Origin of the sequence: Streptomyces sp. NBC_00236, assembly GCF_036195045.1 — a bacterium.
Lineage (GTDB): Bacteria > Actinomycetota > Actinomycetes > Streptomycetales > Streptomycetaceae > Streptomyces.
This window is the reverse complement of record NZ_CP108100.1, coordinates 6711188-6732851: the sequence shown is the minus strand read 5'-3', so window position 1 is coordinate 6732851 and position 21664 is coordinate 6711188. Positions and strand designations below refer to the sequence as shown.

16 protein-coding genes are annotated in these 21664 nt (G+C 67.7%); 3 read left to right on the top strand and 13 right to left on the bottom strand.

Translation table 11 applies throughout. From position 1 onward, the window contains the following. Window positions 1-3: 3 nt before the first annotated feature. From OG446_RS30030 to OG446_RS30020, 3 genes are all read right to left on the bottom strand, one after another. Window positions 4-1632: a stealth family protein gene (locus OG446_RS30030; protein ID WP_328896936.1), complete on the bottom strand. Its 1629-nt coding sequence runs from the start codon at window positions 1630-1632 to the stop codon at window positions 4-6. Between the two features lie 95 nt (window positions 1633-1727). Continuing rightward, window positions 1728-3545 carry a stealth family protein gene (locus OG446_RS30025; protein WP_328896935.1) on the bottom strand — a complete coding sequence of 606 codons (1818 nt, stop codon included), beginning with the start codon at window positions 3543-3545 and terminating at the stop codon, window positions 1728-1730. A 332-nt stretch (window positions 3546-3877) separates the two neighbouring features. Continuing rightward, on the bottom strand, window positions 3878-4984 hold the full coding sequence (locus tag OG446_RS30020) for a hypothetical protein (protein WP_328896934.1): 1107 nt from the start codon (window positions 4982-4984) through the stop codon (window positions 3878-3880). Window positions 4985-5277: 293 nt separating this feature from the next. Here OG446_RS30020 and OG446_RS30015 point away from each other — a divergent pair, with 293 nt between their 5' ends. Further along, the gene (locus OG446_RS30015; RefSeq protein ID WP_389257473.1) at window positions 5278-6366 is read left to right on the top strand and encodes an LCP family protein; all 1089 of its coding nucleotides are present in this window, start codon (window positions 5278-5280) and stop codon (window positions 6364-6366) included. A 116-nt stretch (window positions 6367-6482) separates the two neighbouring features. On the opposite strand, the gene OG446_RS30010 is transcribed toward OG446_RS30015, so the two are convergent. The 7 genes from OG446_RS30010 to OG446_RS29980 form a co-directional block, all read right to left on the bottom strand. Next, on the bottom strand, window positions 6483-7988 hold the full coding sequence (locus tag OG446_RS30010) for an amino acid permease (RefSeq protein WP_328896932.1): 1506 nt from the start codon (window positions 7986-7988) through the stop codon (window positions 6483-6485). 163 nt (window positions 7989-8151) lie between these two features. Continuing rightward, window positions 8152-10125, bottom strand: coding sequence for a 1-deoxy-D-xylulose-5-phosphate synthase (gene dxs, locus OG446_RS30005; protein ID WP_328896931.1), 1974 nt, complete (start codon window positions 10123-10125; stop codon window positions 8152-8154). A gap of 238 nt (window positions 10126-10363) precedes the next feature. Beyond that, entirely contained in the window at window positions 10364-11662 is a 1299-nt protein-coding gene (locus OG446_RS30000) for a sugar ABC transporter permease (protein WP_328896930.1), read from the bottom strand. Further along, window positions 11659-12447 (bottom strand): ATP-binding cassette domain-containing protein, encoded by a 789-nt coding sequence (locus tag OG446_RS29995; protein WP_250967024.1) that lies wholly within the window; start codon window positions 12445-12447, stop codon window positions 11659-11661. Before OG446_RS29995 ends, OG446_RS30000 begins: the two co-directional genes overlap by 4 nt. 250 nt (window positions 12448-12697) lie before the next feature. Next, window positions 12698-13765 carry a sugar ABC transporter substrate-binding protein gene (locus OG446_RS29990; protein ID WP_389257184.1) on the bottom strand — a complete coding sequence of 356 codons (1068 nt, stop codon included), beginning with the start codon at window positions 13763-13765 and terminating at the stop codon, window positions 12698-12700. Between the two features lie 123 nt (window positions 13766-13888). Continuing rightward, entirely contained in the window at window positions 13889-15088 is a 1200-nt protein-coding gene (locus OG446_RS29985; RefSeq protein WP_328896929.1) for an ROK family transcriptional regulator, read from the bottom strand. Window positions 15089-15285: 197 nt separating this feature from the next. Continuing rightward, window positions 15286-16299 (bottom strand): N-acetylglucosamine kinase, encoded by a 1014-nt coding sequence (locus tag OG446_RS29980; RefSeq protein WP_328896928.1) that lies wholly within the window; start codon window positions 16297-16299, stop codon window positions 15286-15288. On the opposite strand from OG446_RS29980, the gene OG446_RS29975 reads away from it, so the two are divergent. After that, window positions 16298-17254, top strand: a complete 957-nt coding sequence (locus OG446_RS29975) for a MurR/RpiR family transcriptional regulator (RefSeq protein ID WP_328896927.1) — start codon at window positions 16298-16300, stop codon at window positions 17252-17254. The two genes, OG446_RS29980 and OG446_RS29975, sit on opposite strands and share 2 nt — an antisense overlap. Beyond that, window positions 17251-18003: an SIS domain-containing protein gene (locus OG446_RS29970; protein WP_328896926.1), complete on the top strand. Its 753-nt coding sequence runs from the start codon at window positions 17251-17253 to the stop codon at window positions 18001-18003. The genes OG446_RS29975 and OG446_RS29970 overlap by 4 nt, the downstream gene beginning before the upstream one ends. Before the next feature lie 65 nt (window positions 18004-18068). Here the strand turns inward: OG446_RS29970 and OG446_RS29965 are convergent, their stop codons facing one another. Genes OG446_RS29965 through ngcE form a run of 3 tightly spaced genes read right to left on the bottom strand, consistent with a single transcriptional unit; the run spans window position 18069 to window position 21332 of the window. Then, window positions 18069-18941: a carbohydrate ABC transporter permease gene (locus OG446_RS29965; protein WP_328896925.1), complete on the bottom strand. Its 873-nt coding sequence runs from the start codon at window positions 18939-18941 to the stop codon at window positions 18069-18071. Next, on the bottom strand, window positions 18938-19984 hold the full coding sequence (locus tag OG446_RS29960; RefSeq protein WP_328896924.1) for a carbohydrate ABC transporter permease: 1047 nt from the start codon (window positions 19982-19984) through the stop codon (window positions 18938-18940). The genes OG446_RS29965 and OG446_RS29960 overlap by 4 nt, the downstream gene beginning before the upstream one ends. A 16-nt stretch (window positions 19985-20000) precedes the next feature. Further along, entirely contained in the window at window positions 20001-21332 is a 1332-nt protein-coding gene (gene ngcE, locus OG446_RS29955) for an N-acetylglucosamine/diacetylchitobiose ABC transporter substrate-binding protein (protein WP_328896923.1), read from the bottom strand. Window positions 21333-21664 lie beyond the last annotated feature (332 nt).

Below are 21664 nucleotides of genomic sequence, written 5' to 3'. Positions count from 1 at the left end.
GGCTCAGGACCCCGTCTTCTCGTACGGGCTCGGCACCGGGTAGAAGTCCTCGAGGAATCGGTGGAGAAGCTGGCTCTGGTGCTCGATCTCGGCGGGGTCGCTCGCGGAGTCGTTGAGGCAGAAGGTGTCCCTGTCCCGGCGCAGCAGCAGCAGTTGCAGCTTGTGCTCCAGCTCGGGATCGTCCAGCGCGAAGTATCCGTACCTGAGGTCGCCGGGCAGGCTGCACCCGGAGTAGTAGCTGTAGTAGTGGTGCAGCGAGGAGGCTATGGACAGGTCGGTGACGCTCCGCACGGGACTGGCGGAGGTACGGCGGTGGTCTTCGGGGAAATCCCGTTCGATGGCGGCGAGGATGTCCCGGTTGAGCGCGTACGGAACGTGCTTCATCTTCTGTACGAGCGTGCGGCCGAACCGCTGCTGGATGAGCCGTCGGTTGTTCTTCGCGGCGACCGAGGTGGGCACCTCGTCGGGCTCCGGGGGGCCGTGGGGGACCTGTGCCGGGGACGGAAAGAACTTGGCGATGCCGTTCGGGTGGAAGAACGCGGAAGGGGTGAGAGTTCGCCCGATGAACATGTCGTCGTTGAAGTAGACGAAGTGGCGCGACAGTCCCGGGATGTGGTGCAGCCTGGACTCGATCGCATGACTGTTGAAGGTGGGCAGGTGGGAGGGATCGTCGAAGATCTCCCGGTGGTCCACCACGCGTGCCCTGCCGTCACCGGCCGCCCACCAGTGGGGGGTCTGCTGGTCGGTGACGATGTAAATGTTCCGCACCCACGGCATGAACATCCGCACGGAGCGAAGGCTGTACTTCAGCTCGTCACGAGAGACATAGCGGGCCAGGCTTGCCGCCTCCGCGTGGAAGACCTCGCCTCGGCTTTCGGCGCGGCGCCGCTGCCAGGCCGGGTCGTCGCCGTCCACCCAGGTGTACACGACGTCGATGGGGAAGGGGTGCTCGTCGGGGAAGGGGATGTCCAGTTCCGGACGGGTGCGGGTCGGCCGCAGCTGCGGCACTTCGGACCCGTGGGCCCGCCCCACGAGCCTGGTCATCTGTTCCCCGGGGACGACGAGCTGCTCGTGCCCGAGGAAGACGTGCTCGCTGGCGCGGTTGCGGCGGGGGGCGACCAGGCGGTCGACTCCCTGGCCGGGCACGCTCTCCCCGGGCTCCCAGAACTCGATGTCACAGCCCGTGTCGGCACCGTGCGTCAGGTGCCCCTCCTGCGTGGTGCGGAACCAGAAGGCGCGCACGACGGACAGGCCGTTCGCCCGCTCCCAGGTCTTGGCCGAGGAACCCTCCCACGCACCGTCGCCGGGGGCCATGCCTGCCTTGGGGCGGGCGATGTAGCCCTTGCTGTGGGACAGCCGGGCGCGCAGCGCCGCCAAGGCCTGGGGACGTCGACGAGCGTCGACGCCTACGGCGGACGCGGTGTCGTCCAGTCCCGGCACCGCGAACCAGTCGATCCCCTCGGCTTCCAGCGCGCGCCGGACTTCCAGGTTGTTCAACTCCCGCGCGGCAAGCGGCGTGAGCCGGTCGTGCACCAGCGCGACACGCTTGTGCATGTCCACGACGACCTGCCGTTCCGTGCGGCCCCTGCGCAGCTGCGCAGGTGCGGGCTCCGGGCGAGGGCCGGTGCCCATGGAGGTCTCGCCAGCCGTTTCTCGGCTGGAGGTGTCAAACACGCGGTTCACTTTCGTTACGGGGGACGGGAGCTGCGGCAGGAGGAGCGGTGTGCTCACCGCCTGATTTCGGCCTTCTGGGACCGGATCGGCCGGTTCGCATTGCGGTACTCGTCCGAGTCCACCCGCTCGAAACGGCTGGGGACGGGGAAGTACGCGTCGAGGAAGTTCCTGACCATCTGTTCCTGAGCCTCCGGGTCGGGATGCTCGACGGTGTCGTTCAGGCAGAACGTGTCGAAGTTCCGATGCGCGAGGAGGCTGTTCAGGCGGCGCCGGGCCTGGTCTGCGGCGAGGTCGATGTACTGATAGCGCAGGTTCCCGGAGGTCGTACGGCCCGTGTGGAAGCCGTAGTAGTGGTGCAGGGACGAGGCGATCGGCACGTCGTCGGGTGACCGGAAGCGGGAGTGCTGCGTGCGGTGGTGCTCCTCGCTGTAGACGAGCTCGATGTCGGCGAGGATGCTGCGGCGCAGGGGATGAGGGGTGTGCTTCATCTTCTGTGCGATACGTGTGCCGAAGGACCGCTCGATCAGGGCCCGGCTGTTCTTCCCCGCAGCGTTCACCGGCAGGTCGTCCTTGCCTGCGGGGCCGCTCGGGATGAGTGCCTTGGACTGGAAGAACTTGGTCAGGCCATTGGTGTGGAAGAAGCGGTCGGCGCCGACCGGGCGGCCGAGGAACACATCGTCGTTGAGGTAGAGGAAGTGCTCGGACAGGCCCTCGATGTGGTGCAGCTGGCTCTCGATGGCATGCGAGTTGAACGTGGGCAACGCCTCGGGGTCCGAGAAGATGTCGCGGTGGTCGACCACCTGGATGCCCGGTGCGTCGGTGTCCAGCCAGCGGGGCACCTGTCCGGCGGTGACCAGGTAGACGGTGCGGACCCAGGGTGCGTACTGGTGCAGGGAGCGCAGGGAGTAGCGCAGTTCGTCCCGGCTGGTGAAGCGCGCGTCGTTGGCTGCCTGTGCGTGCAGGGTCTGCGGCGGGCCGCCCATGCGCCCTGAGCGGACGGCGTCGCGTTCGGCGCTCCATCGGGGGTCGGAGTCGTCGACCCAGGTGTAGACCACATCGATGGGGAAGAGGTGGTCCTCGGCCAGGGGTTGGGTGAATTCGGCCACGGTCTGTGCGCTGCCCGTCGTATAGGCGCCGGGCACCAGGGCGAACAGGGCTTGCGGGACGGTGTGCCGAGGTGCGTCGACCGGCACCTCCTCGACCACCCGGTTGGGGCGGGGCGCCACCAGCCGGCCGTGCTCCTCCGCCCAGAACTCCAGGTCGCACCCCTGATCAGCTCCGAAGACGAGCTCCTGACTGGGATCAGTGACATACCAGGCGACGCGGAGCGCGTCCTGCCTGCGCAGCTGGCGCCAGGACCTGTCGTCCTCGCCGGGCCGCATCGCCGATTCCAACGCGGTGGCCGCACCCACGTAGCCCGGGGTCTGATCGAAGGCGATCTGGAGCATCTCCTCTGCCGACTCGCGCTGTCCGGCAGGCACAGCGACCGTCGGGACATCGCTCGTGGCACCGCGGAGACAGAAGTACTCGATCCCCCCGGCCTCCAGCGCGGCGATGAGGATGTGCAGATTGCGGGCCCGTGCGGCCCAGGCCGTGGCGCCGTCGACGAGCAGGGCGTGCATGTGCCGGCCCTTGACGCGTACCACCCGGCGCATGGACGCGGCGCTGTGCCGGGGCGCGTTGCGACGTCCGCCCATCGCCCAGACGACCGTCGCCGACCGGATCGCCTCGACGGAGGTGAACGAGGACTTCACGACGGAACGCAGCGGTGCCGGAACCTTCCGGACGATGCCCCTCCGCGCGCCTGCCGGCACCACGGACCGGTACGCCGAAACCAGCGATCCCGCCTCCGGATTCCCGGAACCGACCACGAGGCATCCACCACCCACGCCACTGCGGTCCAGCGTCTGTCACGACCGGGCACCACCTCGTGCCCGGTCGACGGACGGCACGAGACCGAAACCTGTCATCCCCGTTAAAACCGCCCTACAGAACGGTCGCACTCGCTCACCCAGCGAGCAAGTCACAGAACCTTCACATAAAGAAGGGATCAACGTCCAGCTATCGAGGTGGATATATCCGACATATGCCCGTGATGAATCCCACCAACTATTCGTACAACCTTTTACAGATTCACGGAAACAGCACATGAACGCGCGGCGACAAAGCGATGTCGCCCAGCACTCCGGAAGGTGCCGTCAGATCACAGCCGCTGCCAGCGCGGCGAGAGCGTGAGCCCTGGGCCCGGCTCCTGCCGGGCGACGGACAGCACCCCGTCCCGCCCGGGAACCGCCACGACGACGCGGCCGAGTCCGTCGAGGGCGAGCGTGGGATCACCGACGCATTCCTCGGCGCTGTCCGACCACCAGACGCCACCCTGCTCCGCCTCGGTCCCGCAGACCCCGATCAGCAGGGTGCCGCCGGCCCCGCGCTGGGCGAGAACCGTGCAGTCGTAACCGTCGAGCGGGGCGCGCAGCGCCACGACGGCACCGTCTCCCGGCTGCCCGCCCACCGGCACAGGCCAGGCGCCGGCACGATAGGAGACGACCCCAGACCGGTTCGTATCGGTCCAGTAGTACGTGAAGCGGTCGGGTGCCGTCTCCAGAGCCGTCACGGAACCGTCGAAAACGTGGAACGGCACGGGCGGAGCGATGAGCGGCTTGCCGTTCGGCTCCTCCTGACGCCACTGCTGCACCCCTCGCTCGCTGGACGCGAAGACCTCGACGAGCCCGCTCGAGGTCACCGACGGCACGATCTCGGCGGCGAGTCCGGCACCCTTGAGGTCCTGCCACGCCTCCCACTTGCCGCCCTTGCCCTCACGGCGCATCTGCAGGCCGCGACCCGCGTTCCGTACGAAGACGAAGACCGTCCCCTTCGCGTCGACGACCCCGGCCGGCGGACCGACCTTCCGGCCCGTCTCCGCGTCACGGTAGAAGTTGCCGAGGGAGCGCCACTCGGCGACGGGGCGGCCGGTCTGGTACTGGACGGCGTGGACGAAGTCCACACTCGGCCCGTCGGAGCCCCGGCGCTCACGCCGCCCGAGGAAGTGCACGTACGAGTCGGCTCCCTGGACGATGGTGAGGTCCGTCAGGTCCGCGATCGGCACGAAGTCCGGGCCGTCCCAGCGGTCCCCGCCCGGGCTCCGCTGCGTCCAGCGCAGGAGACCGTCGTCCGTGCGGGCGTAGAGCGTGAGCCTGCCGTCCTTGCCGAGCGGCATCCAGCGTCCGCGCGGCGTTCCGGAGACCTGGTGGCGTCCGGCCGGCGCGAGAGGGGGCCTGCTGCCCGCGGAGTCCGATCCTCTTCTCCGCATGACCCGTAACACCCTCTCCACTTCACCGGTTCTTCCTCGCGCCCGCACGGGGCCGACAACATCATATGGCTCAGCGCCGGGCGGCCCCACGGCAGGTTGTCGGCGCTCCGCACTCCCACGCGAAGACGCCCTCTCCACGGCCGGAACGCCCGTGCGTACGATCCTCTGTTCTATAGTGCACGCTCAGTCATGCACACACGGACCGGCCACACCCCCCACCCGAGTCCCACGCACTCCACAGCCCACCGGGGCCCACGAGATTTGAGGACTCGACCACGATGAGCGACGACGTCATGTCCCAGGGCACAGACGAAGGCCGTCCGGCTTCCCGGAGCGGCGGACGACGCAGAGGAGGCCCGCGCAAGCGCCGTCGCGGTCTCAAGATCACCCTCGGTGTCCTGCTCGTCCTCCTGCTCGCGGGCGGCGGCACGGTCTACTGGCTGTACAGCCAGCTGGACGGAAACATCAAGGGCGTCGACATCAACAAGGCGCTGGGCGAGGACCGGCCCGAGAAGCTCCCGACCAGCGGGCAGAACCTCCTGGTCCTCGGCTCGGACTCGCGTGCCGGGGCCGAGAACAAGGAGCTGGGCGGCGGGGGCAGCGTGAGCGGGGCGCGGTCCGACACCGCGATGGTCGTGCACATTCCCGAGGGCCGCAGCAAGGCCGTCGCCATCTCCATCCCCCGCGACACCCTGGTGACCCGGCCCGAGTGCACCAAGGCCGACGGGACCAAGGTGCCCTCCGCGGAACGCAAGATGTTCAACTCCGTCTACTCCCAGGTCGGTCCGGCCTGTGTGGTCAAGACCGTCGAGAAGATGTCCGGCGTGCGCATCGACCATTACCTGGAGATCAACTTCGCCGGGTTCAAGGGTCTCGTCGACGCCATCGGCGGCGTCACCGTCGACGTCCCGCAGGACATCCACGACGCGTCCTCCGGCCTCGACCTCACCGCTGGGCCCCACAAGCTCGACGGCACCCAGTCCCTCGCCTACGTACGCACCCGGCACGGCATCGGTGACGGAAGTGACCTCGGACGCATCGGGCTCCAGCAGCAGTTCCTGTTCGCGCTCCTCAGCGAGGTCAAGAAGCAGGATCTGCTGGGCAGTCCGACCAGCGCCTACAAGATCGCCAACTCCGCGACCAAGTCCCTCACCACCGACGAGGGTCTCGCCTCGCTCACCTCGCTGACCAGCTTCGCCCGTTCGATGAACGGCGTCGACCCGGCCTCGATGGAGACCATCATGCTCCCCGTCGCCTACGACAAGATCGACCCGAACCGCGTGATATCCGCGCAGCCGCAGGCCGACACGCTCTGGAAGGCGATCCGCACGGACTCCGCCATTCCGGAGGACGCCAAGAAGTCCCCCGCCACCGGCGGCTGACGCGGCGACAGACCACACGGCCCCGCCTGCCCGTACGGGCAGGCGGGGCCGTCGTCGTCACACCCGGGGGCGGTTCATCGGCTGTGCCCCCGCGTCCGTACGCATATGCGAAGCCGTCACACCCGGGTGCGGTTCACCCGGCTGTGCCCGCGTCCGTACGCGAAGTAGATGATCACGCCGATGACCATCCAGATGCCGAACCGCAGCCAGGTCTCCGCCGGCAGGTTGAGCATCAGCCAGACGGAAGCGGCGACCGAGACGATCGGGATCACCGGAACCCATGGCGTGCGGAAGGCGCGGTGGAGGTCGGGGCGGGTGCGGCGCAGGACGATGACGCCCAGGGCGACGACCACGAAGGCGAAGAGCGTGCCGATGTTCACCAGCGTCGCGAGTTCGTTGATGCTGGTGAAGCCTGCGATGACCGCGATGAGCACGCCGAGCAGGATGGTCGGGCGGTACGGGGTGCGGAACCGCGGGTGGGTCTTGGAGAAGAACCGCGGGAGCAGGCCGTCACGGCTCATCGCGAAGAACACCCGGGTCTGGCCCAGCAGCAGGATCATGCAGACCGTGGTGAGGCCGACGGCCGCGCCGAAGCTGATGACGCCCGCGTAGAAGGGGTGCCCCACGGCCTTGAAGGCGTCGGCGAGCGGGGCGCTCACGGAAAGCTCGGTGTAGTGCTGCATTCCGGTGACGACGATCGATACGGCGACGTAGAGCGCCGTGCAGATGAAGAGCGAGGCCATGATTCCGCGGGGCATGTCACGCTGCGGGAGCTTGGTCTCCTCGGCGGCCGTGGCCACGACGTCGAAGCCGATGAAGGCGAAGAAGACGACCGAGGCGGCGGTGAAGATGCCCATGACGCCGAAGTTCGTGGGCGCGTAGCCGAAGATCAGCTGGACCAGCGGGGCGTCCAGGCCCGATCCGGAGGGCTGGGGCTGGGCCTCGGGGATGAAGGGCGAGTAGTTCGCGGTGTCGATGAAGAACAGCCCCGCGATGATCACGATCAGGACGACCGCCACCTTGATGGCGACCACGACCGTCGTGACCCGGGCGGAGAGCTTCATGCCGAGCACCAGGATGACGGTCAGCACCAGCACCAGGACGAAGGCGAGGATGTCGAAGCCGAAGCCGTCCGCCACATCGGGGCCGGAGAGCGCGTCGGGCAGATGCCAGCCGGCGTTGTCCATCAGGGAACGGACGTAGCCGGACCAGCCGACCGCCACCACCGCCGTGCCCAGCGCGAATTCCAGGACCAGGTCCCAGCCGATGATCCAGGCGACGAGTTCGCCCAGCGAGGCGTAGGAGAAGGTGTACGCCGAGCCGGCCACCGGGACCGTGGAGGCGAATTCCGCATAGCAGAGAGCGGCCAGCGCGCAGACGACGCCCGCGACCACGAAGGCGATGGCAGTGGCGGGACCCGCCGTCTCCTTGGCCACCTTGCCGGTGAGCACGAAGATTCCGGTTCCGATGATGACGCCCACTCCGAAGACCGTGAGGTCCAGGGCGGAGAGCGACTTCTTGAGGGCGTGCTCCGGCTCCTCGGTGTCGCGGATCGACTGTTCGACCGTCTTGGTCCTGAACAGTCCGTCTCCGCTGGGGGGCAGGTCCTGCTGGGTGCTCACCGGCGTACCTCCACGCACTCGTCGTGTACGCCATGATTCGGACCCGCCGACCCCCTGAACGCCCGCAGCACGCCGCGTACGGCCGCAATTCACGCGAATGGGCCGGTCGGACCACCCGTACGGGGTGGGCGACCGGCCCAATCGGAGAGCGGCGACAGCCGGGTCAGTCCCGGACCGGCTCCACCACGGAGCGGCTCTCCGCGTCCGTGTCGTAGCGGCCGTCGAGCCTGGCGACCAGACCGGTGACCTGGCGGGCGATGTCCGGCGCGGTCAGCCCGATCTCGGCCATGACCTCCTTGCGGGAGGCGTGGTCGAGGAAGACCGGCGGGATGCCGAAGTCGCGCAGCGGTACGTCGACGTCGGCGTCGCGCAGCGCCTGGGCGACCGCGGAGCCGACGCCGCCGGCCCTGCTGTTGTCCTCGACGGTGACGACGACCCGGTGCTTCGCCGCGAGCGGGGCCATGGCCTCGTCCACCGGCTTGACCCAGCGCGGGTCGACGACGGTGGTCGAGATGCCCTGGGCGTCGAGCAGATCCGCGATCTCCAGGCACATCGGGGCGAGCGCCCCGATGGAGACGAGCAGGACGTCCGGCCGGGCGGCGGCCGGCTCGCGGAGCACGTCCATGCCGCCGACCGTGGAGACGGCCTTGACCGACGGGCCGACCGCGCCCTTCGAGAAGCGGACGACCGTCGGGGCGTCGTCGACCTCGACGGCCTCGCGCAGCTGGGCGCGGACCTGGTCGGCGTCGCGCGGGGCGGCGATCCGGAGCGTCGGCACGCACTGGAGGATCGACATGTCCCACATGCCGTTGTGCGAGGCGCCGTCCGTACCGGTGACTCCGGCCCGGTCGAGGACGAACGTCACACCGCACTTGTGCAGGGCGACGTCCATCAGGACCTGGTCGAAGGCGCGGTTGAGGAACGTGGCGTACACCGCGAAGACCGGGTGCAGGCCGCCGGTGGCGAGGCCCGCCGCGGAGACCGCGCCGTGCTGCTCGGCGATGCCCACGTCGTAGATGCGGTCCGGGAAGGCCTTCTCGAACTTGGTCAGGCCGACCGGCTGGAGCATGGCCGCGGTGATCGCGACGATGTCCTCGCGCTCGTGGCCGAGCTTGACCATCTCCTCGCCGAACACGGAGGTCCAGTCGAGGCCGGAGGTGGCGACGGGGAGGCCGGTGTCGGGGTGGATCTTGCCGACGGCGTGGAAGCGGTCGGCCTCGTCGAGCAGCGCCGGGGTGTAGCCGCGGCCCTTCTCCGTGAGGCAGTGCACGATGACGGGCCCGCCGAAGCGCTTGGCGCGCTGGAGGGCCGACTCCAGTGCCTCCAGGTCGTGGCCGTCGATCGGGCCGACGTACTTCAGACCGAGGTCCTCGAACATGCCCTGCGGGGCGATGAAGTCCTTCAGCCCCTTCTTGGCGCCGTGCAGCGTCTCGTACAGCGGCTTCCCGACGACAGGGGTGCGCTCCAGGAGGTCCTTGCCGCGGGCCAGGAAGCGCTCGTAGCCGTCCGTGGTGCGCAGGGTCGCCAGGTGGTTGGCGAGGCCGCCGATGGTCGGGGCGTAGGAACGCTCGTTGTCGTTGACGACGATGACGAGGGGCCGGTCCTTGGCGGCGGCGATGTTGTTCAGCGCCTCCCAGGCCATACCGCCGGTGAGGGCGCCGTCACCGATGACCGCGACGACGTGGTCGTCCTTGCCCAGCACCTCGTTGGCCTTGGCGAGGCCGTCGGCCCAGCCGAGCACGGTGGAGGCGTGCGAGTTCTCGATGATGTCGTGCTCGGACTCGGCACGCGAGGGGTAGCCGGAGAGGCCCCCCTTGCTCTTGAGCTTCGAGAAGTCCTGGCGGCCGGTGAGGAGCTTGTGCACATAGCTCTGGTGGCCGGTGTCGAAGAGGACCTTGTCCTTCGGGGAGTCGAAGACCCGGTGCAGGGCGATGGTCAGCTCGACCACACCCAGGTTGGGTCCGAGGTGTCCGCCGGTCTTGGAGACGGCGTCGACGAGGAAGGTCCGGATCTCTTCGGCGAGCTGCTCCAGCTGCTCGGGGGCGAGACGGTCCAGGTCACGTGGTCCGCCGATGCGGGCCAGCAGATCCCATCCCTCGCCCGTCACCGCCTGACGCGCTTCGCGCGGCTGTGTCACCGTGCCTCCTTGCGATTGTGCTGGTCGAGCATGCCGATCCGATGAGTCTAATGTTCCGCCCGCCCTGTCGGACATCGGGCGTGCGTGTCCCGGCCCACCCCGGACCGGTACGTGACAGTGCCCGGCGCCCCGGAAAGGGGCGTCGGGCACTGTCGGGCGTTGCGTGTCACCGGGCCCCGCCGGGCCCGGTGAGGCCGGGGCCCCTCGTGTGGATCAGGCCTGATCCACACGCAAGACCCTACGCGCGGCCTGCGGTCTTCTGGGTCTTGCGCGAGACCGAGTCGATGATCACGGCGATGAGGAGTACTCCACCGGTGATCATGTACTGGATCGCGTTCGACGACAGGTTCATCTGGTTGAGGCCCTGGACGATCGACTGGATGACCAGGATGCCCAGCAGCGCGGACCAGACCTTGCCGCGTCCGCCGAACAGGGACGTACCGCCGATGACGGCTGCGGCGATGCACATCATGAGCTGGTTGCCGCCACCGAGCGAACGGTCGGCGCCACCGGTCGCGGAGGCCAGGAAGAGACCGCCGACCGCACCGAGCGTGCCGGAGATCATGAACACCGAGATGCGGATCCAGGACACGTTGATACCGGCACGACGCGCTGCCTCGATGCCGCCGCCGACCGCGAAGATCTGGCGGCCGTAGGTGGTGCGGCGCAGCACGAAGTCGGTGAGGACCAGGATCGCGAGGAAGATCACCAGGGAGAGCGGGAGGCCCTGCTCCTGGTTGAACGCGTACGCGGCGAGGAGGCACAGGACGGCGAGCAGCACGGTGCGCAGGATGATCTCGCTCTGCGGGCGGTGCGGCAGCTCTGCGGCCTTGCGGCGGCGCGAGTCGCGCAGCTGCGCGAGGTAGAAGGCGATGATCACGAACACGGCGAGACCGTAGGCTGCGGCGACGTCGGCGAAGTAGTAGCTGGTCAGGTCGCGGACGAAGCTGCCGAGCGGGGTCGTGATGGTGGACTTGTCGCCCATCACCCAGGTCTGCAGACCGGCCCAGCCCAGGAAGCCCGCCAGCGTCACGACGAACGCGGGCACGCCGATCTTGGCGAAGACGATGCCGTGGAAGGCGCCGATGACCGTGCCGGACAGGATGCCGACCACGATGGCGAGGGAGTCGGGAATGTCCGTGCCGACCACGGCCCACATCGCGCCCGCGAGACCCGCGACGGAACCGACCGCGAGGTCGATCTCGCCGAGCAGCAGGACGAAGACGATGCCCACGGCCATGATGCCGGGGCCCGCCGCGTACAGCGTGATCTGGTCGAGGTTGTACGAGGTGAGGAAGTTGCCGGTCTCGAGCTGGAAGACGATCCCGATGATGATCAGGCCCACCATGACAGGCAGCGAGCCGATCTCGCCCGAGCGCACCTTGCGCTTGAACTCGGTCCAGTAGCCCTTGAATCCCTGCTCACGGATGAGCAGGCGGGGGTCGACGACCCTGACTGCGCCGGCGGCTGCCGCGGGAGCCTCGGGGGCCTCCGCCTGGGCCGGGACCGTGGCCGAAGTCTCGTTGATCTTGCTCACTTGGATGCCTCCGCGCTGCGGGACTTGCGGCGGGTCACGGCGTTGTCCGTGGCGCCCGTGATCGCGGCGATGATCTCTTCGTGGCTGGTCGTCGCCACAGGGAAGATGCCGTTGTTGTGGCCGAGTCGCAGCACGGCGACCTTGTCGGCGACAGCCTTCACATCGGCCATGTTGTGGCTGATGAGGATGACGCCGAGGTTCTGCTCGCGCAGCCGCTCCACCAGGTCGAGCACCTGTGCGGTCTGCTCGACGCCGAGGGCCGCGGTGGGCTCGTCCAGGATCACGATCTTGGGGTTGCCGACCAGGGCGCGGGCGATGGCCACGACCTGGCGCTGGCCGCCGGAGAGCGCGGCAACCGGGATACGGACGCTGGGGATACGGATGGAGAGCGTGGACAGGAGGTCCTGTGCCCGCTTCTCCATGGCGACCTCGTCGAGGACGCCACCCTTCTTGATCTCGCGACCGAGGAAGAGGTTGGCGACGACATCCAGGTTGTCGCAGAGCGCGAGGTCCTGGTAGACGGTGGCGACGCCGAGGTTCTGGGCGTCGTGCGGACGGTTGATGTCCACCTTCTCGCCCTCCCACTCGATGACGCCCTCATCGATGGGGTGCACGCCGGCAATCGTCTTGACCAGCGTGGACTTTCCTGCACCGTTGTCGCCGACCAGGGCGACCACTTCTCCGGCGTGGACTTCGAGATCGACACCGGAGAGGACCTGGACCGCTCCGAATCGCTTGAAGACTCCACGCAACGCCAGCACGGGCGTCTGTGACACGTGAACCATCTCCTTCGCCGCCTGACCGGCGGGGATGTGCCGCCTGACCGGCGGGCTGTGCCGCCTGACCGGCGGAGACGCCGCGCCACGAGGGGCAGCGTCGACGTACTGGAAGTACTGGGGAAAATGTCCGGCACCCGGGCGGCAGCGGGGTGTGGGCCGACCGGGGCCGGACAGTCATGGGCGGGCGGACCCCCGCCGTGCGGCGCGGCTCAGACCCGCACGCGCCAGGGCCCGTTGGCCCTGGCGCGAGGAGGGACTACTTGATGCCCAGCGCGGTGCACTTGGCGGCGATGTCCTTGACGCAGATCGCGGAGGCCTGGTAGATGCCGTCCTTGACCACGGTGGACTGGATGTTGTCCTTGTTCACCACGGTCGGCTCGAGCAGCGTGGAGGGAACGCCGTCCGTCTTGCCCTGGGCGCCGATGTCCTTGCCCTGGAGCAGGTTGACGGCGAACTGAGCGGCCGTCGGGGCGAGCTGCTTCGGCGACTTGTAGATCGTGAAGGTCTGCGTACCGGCGATGATCCGCTGGACACCGGGGAGCTCGGCGTCCTGGCCACCCACCGGGATGTCCTTGATGCCGGCGTTGTCCAGGGACGTGATGATGCCGCCCGCCATGCCGTCGTTGGCGGAGTAGACGGCGTCGATCTTGTCCTTGCCGACCGAGGAGATCGCGGCGGTCATCTTCTCGCCGGCGATCTTCGGGTCCCACTCGCCGGACGCCTCGTAGGCAATCTTGATCTTGCCGTCGAGGGACGCGTGGGCGCCCTTCTTGAACAGGCCGGCGTTCGGGTCCTTCTCGTCACCGTTGATCATGACGAGGTTGGCGCCTGCCGCCTTCGAGCCGAGCGCGTCGAGGACGGCCTGGCCCTGGAGCTTGCCGATCTTCTCGTTGTCGTGGCTGACGTAGGCGTCGGCACCGACGATGGCGCGGTCGTACGCGACGACCTTGACGCCCTTCTTGTGCGCGGCGGCGATCCAGCCGGCGGACTTCTCGGAGTCGACCGAGGAGATCGCGATGACCTTGATGCCGTCGGCGATCTGCTGCTCGAACTGCTGCTTCTGCTGGCCGACGTCGCCGCCCGCGTTGTTGTAGACGACCTCGCAGTCCGCGCAGTCCTTCTTGACCGCTTCGATGAACAGCGGCTTGTCCAGCGTCTCGTAGCGAGCGGTCTTGTTCTCCGGGAGGAGCAGGCCGATCTTGGTCTTGCTGCCCGAGTCCGCCGAGTCCTTCTTGTCGTCGCCCGCCTTGCCACAAGCGGCGAGGGAGACGGCCATCGAAACGGCGGCCGTGCCTATGACGATGCGTCGCGTCATTGCGTTCATTGGGGGTGTGCCTCCCTGACGAGGCCGCAGCGTTGCGGCCGAGGTGGACTGGAGTCAACTCGGCCCCAGGCTTGGCGTCAAGGAGTAAATTCTTAACGAGATGACAACGGTGCCATTCGTTATCTAAGTGAAGGCAGGTGTCGCTGCGGGGAGGGTGCTCTCCAAAAGGGTCGAATCTCCCATCTCGTTCAGGACGAGGGCCAGGGCACCCAGCACCTCCGCCCGTCCGCCGAGGGCGCCGGGGAGCACCGAGAGCTGTCGTGCGGCGCTGGGGATGGCGTAGCGCGACACGGAGTCGCGGATGGGCCCCAGGACCAGTTCGCCGGCCTCCGCGAGCGAGCCCCCGAGCACGACCCGGCTCGGGTTGAGCAGATTGCAGAGGTTGGCCACTCCGCTGCCGATGTGCCGCCCGACGTCGCCGATCACCCGGCGGCAGCCCGGGTCGCCCTCGCGGGCCAGCTGGACCACCCGCTCCATGGTGAGATCGGGCCCGTGGCCGGGCTGGAGCAGGGGCAGGACGTACCGCGCGGCAGCGAAGGTCTCCAGGCAGCCGCGGTTGCCGCAGCGGCAGACAGGGCCCGATTCGTCGAGGGTGATGTGGCCGATCTCGCCGGCGGTGCCGCCGGGCCCCCGGTAGATGTGCCCGTCGATCACCAGACCTGCGCCGACACCGCTCGCGACCTTGATGTACGCGAGGTCCCGGACGCCCCGGCCGCTCCCCCACACCAGCTCGCCCAGGGCCCCGAGGTTGGCGTCGTTGTCGACGTACACCGGCACGCCGAGGCGTCCGGCGAGCTCATCGCTGGGATTGATGCCCGTCCAGCCCGGCAGGATCGACGTGGAGCCCAGCGTGCCGGACTCGACATCGATCGGGCCGGGAACACCGAGGCCCACCCCGATGACCTTGCCGGGGCTGATCCCGGTGGTCTCGATCAGCCGGTTCACCAGCTGCTCCGCCCGTCCGAAGCCCTCGGCCGAGGAGGCGTCCACGTCCAGCGGCTCGGACTCCTCGGCGAGTACTTGATGGGCCAGGTTGCCGACCGCCACCCGTAGGTGCGTATGTCCGAAATCGACGCCGATGACAATGCCCGCGTCCCCGCTGAGCGAGACGCTGCGGGCCCGGCGGCCGCCGGCCGAGGTGGGGGTCACCTCGACGGTGCCGCCCTCCTTCAGTTCACGAACGATATTGGAGACGGTGGCCGCGGAAAGGCCCGTACTCCTGGCGATCTCCGCCTGGGTGAGCGAGCCCGCCATACGTACGGCGCGCACGACCCGCTCAAGGTTGGCGCGATGCAGAGATGTCTGCGACCCCGGAGTCTCCATCGACTCATCCACTCCCGCCTCCGGCAGACGGCACGACGGCCGCCTCCGCGCGGGGTCGTAGCAATGAGACCCCGCCCTATCTCCAACATGTGAACTCTAAGCTGAGCCTTTGGGGTTCCTATCCGTCAAGACCTTGAGCAGGGGAAGGCACGAATGAGCGGCCCTGTCTCTGCTCACAGGTGAGACAGAAGCGCAGGTCAGACAGGCGTGACGGGCGCAGAAGCCGAGAGGGGCGGATTGCCGCCGGTAAATTTTGCGTGGAGTGAGGCGTGCATGACCGCCTCCGCCGGGTTCACAACCTCACCCGCCGCCATCCAGGCGGCCGCCCCGGCGCCGCTTCCCGCCGTACGGACCGGTCCGTCTCCCTGCGCGGCAAGGAGTTCCCGTACCGCCGAGCGAAGGATCCCTTCGCTGGTCAGCACGGATCCGGCGAGCACGATCGGGCCCTCGGCGCGGTGTACGCGTGCTGCCGTCGCGACGAGGTGGCGCGCTCCTTCTCGTACGATCTCCAGCGCCGTCGGATCGCCCGCCTCGGCCGCCCGGTTCACCACCGGAGCCAGACGGGTCAGAGACTGCGGGGCACTCTGGGCGCGCTCCACCAGAGCGATGGCCTGATCGTTCAGGTCACGAAATGGTTGCGGTGAGCCGAGCAGCTCCGCGGTGACCAGTTTCCCGAGCAGCCCCGGATCCCTGCTGTCCGGCTGCGCGAGGGTGTGCACGACGGCTTTGGCCGCCTCCCGCCCGAGCCAGAATCCGGAACCCTCGTCACCGAGGAGCCAGCCGAGCCCGTCCGAGACGGCCTCGACCGAACCGTCCCTGACCCGACAGGCGATCGCGCCCGTGCCGCTGAGCAGGAGTGTCCCCGACGACTCAGGGGTGCCGGCCACGAAGGCGATCAGCGCGTCGCCCACGAAGCGGGGCACACAGCCGAGTCCGGCCCCCTGCCATACCTCTTCGAGCACGGCGGGCGCGAAGGCCCGGCCGCCCGCGATGCCCGCCACGCCGGCGACCACGGCGGCCGGGTCCACCGCGCTCAGCGCCTGCGCGAGCGCGGCAGCCAACTGGGCGCCGGCGGCGACCTGTCCATGACTGGCCGGATTTCCGCCGCCGGCCTCTCCTCGGCCCAGGAGCTCTCCGTCGATTCGTGTGACGACCGCACGGGTCGACGTGCCGCCCGCGTCGATCCCCAGGACGAGCCGGTGATCCGTCATGCCGACATGGTGGGTCTTGACGAGAACTCGTGGCAAGAATAATTTTCATACCGCTGGCACTTCGATGAAAAGAGTTACCTTGACAGCGGGGACCGTTGGGCGCATTGCGGATGAACTACCCGAATTGCCGGGCGCGTTGCACAGGATCGCGCAAGCCGTTCTCGCCGACCCCGCCGCGGCCGCACGCTCGACCATCATCGAGCTGGCCGCCCGCGGCGCGGCCTCCCCCGCGACGGTGACGCGCTTCGCCAGGACCTTCGGATTCGCCGGGTACACGGAGCTCCGCTACGCCCTGGCCGCCGACACCGGGCGCACGGAACAGGCGAGTTGGCAGAGCACGACGACGGCAACGATCTCGCGGGACGACTCACTCGCCGTCATGGTCCAGTCGCTGCTGACCACCGACACCGAGCTGCTGCGCGAGACCGGCGAACAGCTCGATCTCGACGCCGTCGCGCAGGCGGCGGCCGCCATGGTCGCGGCCCGGCGCGTGCTGTTCTACGGTACGTCGGTCAGCGGGGCCGTCGCGGCTCTGATGGCCGGGCAGTTCAACCGCATCAGGCTGCCCTGCTGGAGCTCCACGGACCCGCACGAGGCCCTGCCGAACGCGGCCCTGCTCCAGCCCGGCGACGTCGTCGTCGGGGTCTCGCACCGGGGGCGTACGCGCGAGGTCCTGGAGGTCCTGACCGAGGGGGCCGACAACGGCGCGGTCTCCGTCGCCGTCACCTCGTCCGCCCGCTCGCCGCTGGCGGAGACCGCGGACCACGTCCTGCTCACGGCCGGCCGGGAGGGCGTACTGAGCGCTCGCGGCATGGCCACGGTCCACTCCCAGCTCTTCGCTCTCAACGCCCTCTACATGGCGGTCACCCAACTGACGTACGAACACACCACGCACGCCCTGGAGATCACCAGCCAGGCCACCGCGAGCCACCGCACAGAGAAGAGACGGTCATGACCATCGACGCTCAGTCCTTCGTCGGACACATCGAGAAGCTGATCCCCTCGGTCGCCACCAGCCAGACCGCGGCCGTCGGCCGGGCCGCCCGCCTGATCAGCGCCTCCCTCCTGGACGGCGGGGTAATTCAGGCCTTCGGCTCCGGGCACTCCGAATCCATCTCCATGGAGATAGCGGGCCGCGCGGGCGGGCTGGTCCCGACCAACAAGATCGCGCTGCGTGACCTGGTGCTGTACGGCGGCGAGCCCGCCTCGCTGCTCGGCTCCCCGGAGCTGGAGCGCGATCCCGCGATCGCCCAGAAGCTGTACGACCTGATTCCCGTCCAGCCTCAGGACGCGTTCGTGATCACGTCCAACTCCGGTGTCAACGGAACCATCGTGGAATTCGCCACGATCGTGAAGGAGAAGGGCCACGCCCTCATCGCCATCACCTCGTTGAAGCACACCCATGAGATGACCTCGCGCCACCCTTCGGGCCACAAGCTGATCGACCTGGCCGATGTGGTGCTGGACAATGGCGCACCGTACGGGGACTCGATGATGGACCTGCCCGGCGGCGGCACCTTCGGCGCCGTCTCCACCATCACCTCCGCACTGCTCGCTCAGATGACGGTCGCCGAGGTGGTCAAGGACCTGCTGGCCGCGGGCCAGGTTCCGCCGGTCTATCTCTCCGCCAACATGGCGGGCGGCGACGAGCACAACCGCGAACTCGAGGCACGGTACGCGGGACGGATCCGCCGCGGCGCCTGATCCGCACGGCGAAGTGCCCCGGCGGAGTGATCCGCCGGGGCACTTCGTCTGTCGGACAGCAGGTGTCAGCGGAAGGTGCCCTGCGACACCGAACCGGCGATCCGGCGCTGGAAGATCACGTACACGACCAGTACAGGCACCACCGTGATCACGATCGCCGCGAACAGCGCACCGTAGTCGACGTCGTAGACCTGCGAGGACGCGTAGGCGGCCATTCCCTGAGTCAGGACCCACTTGTCCTGATCGGTGTTGAGCGCCACCGGCAGCAGGAACTGATTCCACAGCCCCAGGAAGTTGAAGATCGCCACCGCGGCCATCCCCGGACTGGCCATCGGCAGCATTACCTGGAAGAACGCCCGCCAGTCTCCGGCACCGTCGATCAACGCGGCCTCGTAGACGTCATGCGGCAGCGACCGGAAGAACGAATAGAGGAAGAACATCGTGAACGGCAGCGCGAACGCGACGTAGGTGAGGATCAACCCCAGACGCGTGTTCAGCAGACCGAGGTTCTGCAGCTGGAAGAACAGCGGCACGATCGCCAGGAATACCGGGAAGGTCAATCCCGCCAGCATCACGTAGTAGATCAGCCGGCGTCCGGGGAATTCGAACCGCGCCAGGATGTAGGCACACATCGAACCCAACAACATCACCAGGAACAGCGCGGAGACAACGATGACCACCGAATTCAGGAAGTACTTCCCGATGTTCGCGTCGCTCCACGCGTGTGCGTAGTTCTCGAGCCTCCAGTGATCCGGCAGCGTGAACGGCGACGAAAGGATCTCGCCGGTCGACTTGAACGACGAGATCAGTACCCACACCATGGGCACGATCACGATCACGGACCACAGGATCAGCAAGAAGTGCGAGACCACCGCAAACCTGCGGTCACTGCTTGCGGTACCTCTCCTCAGCTTCCGGTCGGCGGCTACGGCGCTCACTGAGCACCTCCCTTGGCTCCCGCACGCCGAGCCTTGGACCCACGCGCTTTCGTCTTTTCCTCGCCACCGCCGGTCAGGCGATTGACGATGAACACCAGCAACGCGAACACCAGGGTGACCACGGCCAGGACGACCCCCATCGCCGTGGCATATCCGAACTGCCCCTGGCGGAACGCGACATTGAACAGACGCTGACTGATCGTCAGGGTCGAGTTGTTCGGTCCGCCGTTCGGCAACAGCGCCTGTACGTAGACGAACGCGTCCAGCGCGGCAATACCCAGGTAGATGTACGCCGTCTGCACGGTGTCACGGATCGCCGGCAGGGTGATCGAGACCGTTGTGCGCAAGCGGCCGGCCCCATCGATCTTGGCCGCCTCGTACAGCTCGGCAGGAACTCCCTTGATCGCAGCGATGAAGAGCACCGCGTAGAACCCGACGAGCCCCCAGACGAAGACGAACATCAGAGCCGGCATCGCCGTCGACTCCTCACCCAGCCAGGCGAACTCCTTGAAGCCGCCCAGTCCGAGCTTGGTCAGCATGCCGTTGAGCAGGCCGGCGTTCGGGTCGAACATCTGCGCCCAGATCAGGCCGACGATGATCGCCGGCACGACGTAGGGGAAGAACGAGATGACTCGATAGAACGACGCTCCACGGATTCCCCGGACAGGTCCCTTGCTGGGACCACCCAGGGTGATGGCCACCGCGACCCCGAGCGCGAGCGTCAACGTCACCAACGGTACGAAGGCCGCCAGCAACGCGACATTGCGCAACGCCTTCATGAAGACGTCGTCCTGGAACATCTTGGTGAAGTTGTCCAGCCCGATGAACTTGTAGTCCGGACTGAACCCGCGCCAGTTGGTCATCGCCCAGAAGATCGCCTGAACGAACGGGATCAGGACGAAGGTCACGAAGACGGCCAACGGGACACCGAGGAACGCGAGGAAGAACGTCACCCGGTCGAAGGTGAGCTTGCGGCGTCGGGGACGCCCGCCGCGAGCGGCCGGTGTCGACCGGCCGCTTACGGTCTCGGGTTTGGTGATCATGTCACTCATCGTGATGCTAGCTGACCTCGAACTTCGTGATGGAGTCGTCTTCCCGGACCTTGTCGGAGATCTTCTGCAGCGCCTTGGTCAGGCCCGCGGCGTCAAGGTCACCGGCGAGGAACGAGTTCCACGGCACCAGCATGTCGGTGTTGAGTCCGTAGGCGTTGACGAACTTGTAGTCGAAGATGTTCTCGCCCGCGTCAGCGAGCATCTTCGACTGCGAGACCAGCGCCGTGGATCCGTAGCCGTCGGCGGGCACGGTGTCCTTGACGATGGTCGGGGCCAGCTTCGTCTTGGAGAAGTTGGAGGCACCCTCCTTGGACAGCAGCGCCCGCAGGACCTCCTTGCCGCCGGCCGCGTTCTTGGCCTTCTTGGGAACGATGAACGGCTCGCCCGCGGCGGCACGAACCGCCTCGTAGGGCATCTTCGGGCTGGCGCTGAGCACCATCTCCGGGATACCTGTCATCTGGAAGTCGGCCTTGGTGGCCTTCTTCATCTCGTTCTCGATCCAGCCACCGGTCGGGTACAGCAGAGCCTTCTGGTCGTTGCTCCAGGACGCCTGCGCCTTCTGGAACTGGGTGCCGGAACCACCGGGGACGAACATGCCCTCCTTGACCATCTTCTCCATGATCTTGAAGATGTCCTGGATGGGCTTCTGCGACCAGGAGTCCGCCTCCAGCTTCTCGAGGGAGATCCGGACCTCTTCGCCGCCCTCCTTGATCGCGGAGTCGATGGCCAGCGTCTGGTAGTACGTCGCGGCTTCCTTGCCGTGGACGAAGAGGTACTTGCCCTTCGCCTTGGCCTTCTTGCCGAGCTCGTACGCCTCGTCCCAGGTCTTCGGCGCGGTCCAGCCGTTCGCCTCGAACAGCGTCTTCGAGTACCAGACGCCGTACACCGTCATCACGTAGTTGAGCCCGACGAACTTGCCGTTGAACGTTCCGGGCTCCTTGACGCCGGCGTAGACCGTGTCGGCGATCTTCTTGCCCTCGTAGTTGTTGGCCTCGAAGACGTCATCCAGGGTCTCGAGCTGGTCGAGAATGCTGAGGAAGCCGATCTGGTCCTCACCGGAGTTGTCGATGAGGTCCGGCGGGTTGCCGCCGACGAACCGGGGCTGGAGCTCCGGGGCGATGTCGACGACCGGCTTGACCTTGACGCTGACGCCGGCGATCTGGCTGCCCATGACCTTGTTGGCGTATCCGACATAGTCAGTGCCGTAGCCGCCGTTGAAGATGCAGGCTTCGACCTTGGAGTTCTTGGCGACACCGAACGGGTTCTTGGCCGAGGTCTCGCCCTTCGTGCCGCCCTCGTCACCCTTTTCGGAGGAGGGAGAACTGCACGCAGTCGCCATCGATGCCACTGCCGCTGCCGCGATCGCCCCTCTCAGGAACGTCCGCCTGTCAAGAGATCCGATACGAGTCGTCATCTCTGCATCCTCACTGATCGATTCGATCTTGATGGGTTTCACTGTGTGTTCGGCCCTCAGGGCCACGTCGGCGACGCGCTTGCCGCACTTCTCCGTGAGCGCGACTTCGGGTGAGCCTCCGCGCGGGATGTCGGCGGAGAGGCGCATCCGGGGTGTTTCGCCGTCGGTACGGAGCCGCTCAGCGGCGCCTGTGGTGATCAGCTGCGAGATGTGTGGCGCGGTGATCGACGCTCCTGATCAGACCACGATGGCCTACG

Excerpts from the sequence above, each read along its gene's own strand:
- OG446_RS29980 (WP_328896928.1), bottom strand. The coding sequence starts at position 16,299 with ATGACGGATCACCGGCTCGTCCTGGGGATCGACGCGGGCGGCACGTCG.
- OG446_RS29970 (WP_328896926.1), top strand. The coding sequence starts at position 17,251 with ATGACCATCGACGCTCAGTCCTTCGTCGGACACATCGAGAAGCTGATC.
- OG446_RS29975 (WP_328896927.1), top strand. The coding sequence starts at position 16,298 with ATGCCGACATGGTGGGTCTTGACGAGAACTCGTGGCAAGAATAATTTT.
- OG446_RS30015 (WP_389257473.1), top strand. The coding sequence starts at position 5,278 with ATGTCCCAGGGCACAGACGAAGGCCGTCCGGCTTCCCGGAGCGGCGGA.
- OG446_RS29960 (WP_328896924.1), bottom strand. The coding sequence starts at position 19,984 with ATGATCACCAAACCCGAGACCGTAAGCGGCCGGTCGACACCGGCCGCT.
- ngcE (WP_328896923.1), bottom strand. The coding sequence starts at position 21,332 with ATGGCGACTGCGTGCAGTTCTCCCTCCTCCGAAAAGGGTGACGAGGGC.
- OG446_RS30030 (WP_328896936.1), bottom strand. The coding sequence starts at position 1,632 with ATGGGCACCGGCCCTCGCCCGGAGCCCGCACCTGCGCAGCTGCGCAGG.
- OG446_RS29985 (WP_328896929.1), bottom strand. The coding sequence starts at position 15,088 with ATGGAGACTCCGGGGTCGCAGACATCTCTGCATCGCGCCAACCTTGAG.
- OG446_RS29995 (WP_250967024.1), bottom strand. The coding sequence starts at position 12,447 with ATGGTTCACGTGTCACAGACGCCCGTGCTGGCGTTGCGTGGAGTCTTC.
- OG446_RS30020 (WP_328896934.1), bottom strand. The coding sequence starts at position 4,984 with ATGCGGAGAAGAGGATCGGACTCCGCGGGCAGCAGGCCCCCTCTCGCG.
- OG446_RS29990 (WP_389257184.1), bottom strand. The coding sequence starts at position 13,765 with ATGAACGCAATGACGCGACGCATCGTCATAGGCACGGCCGCCGTTTCG.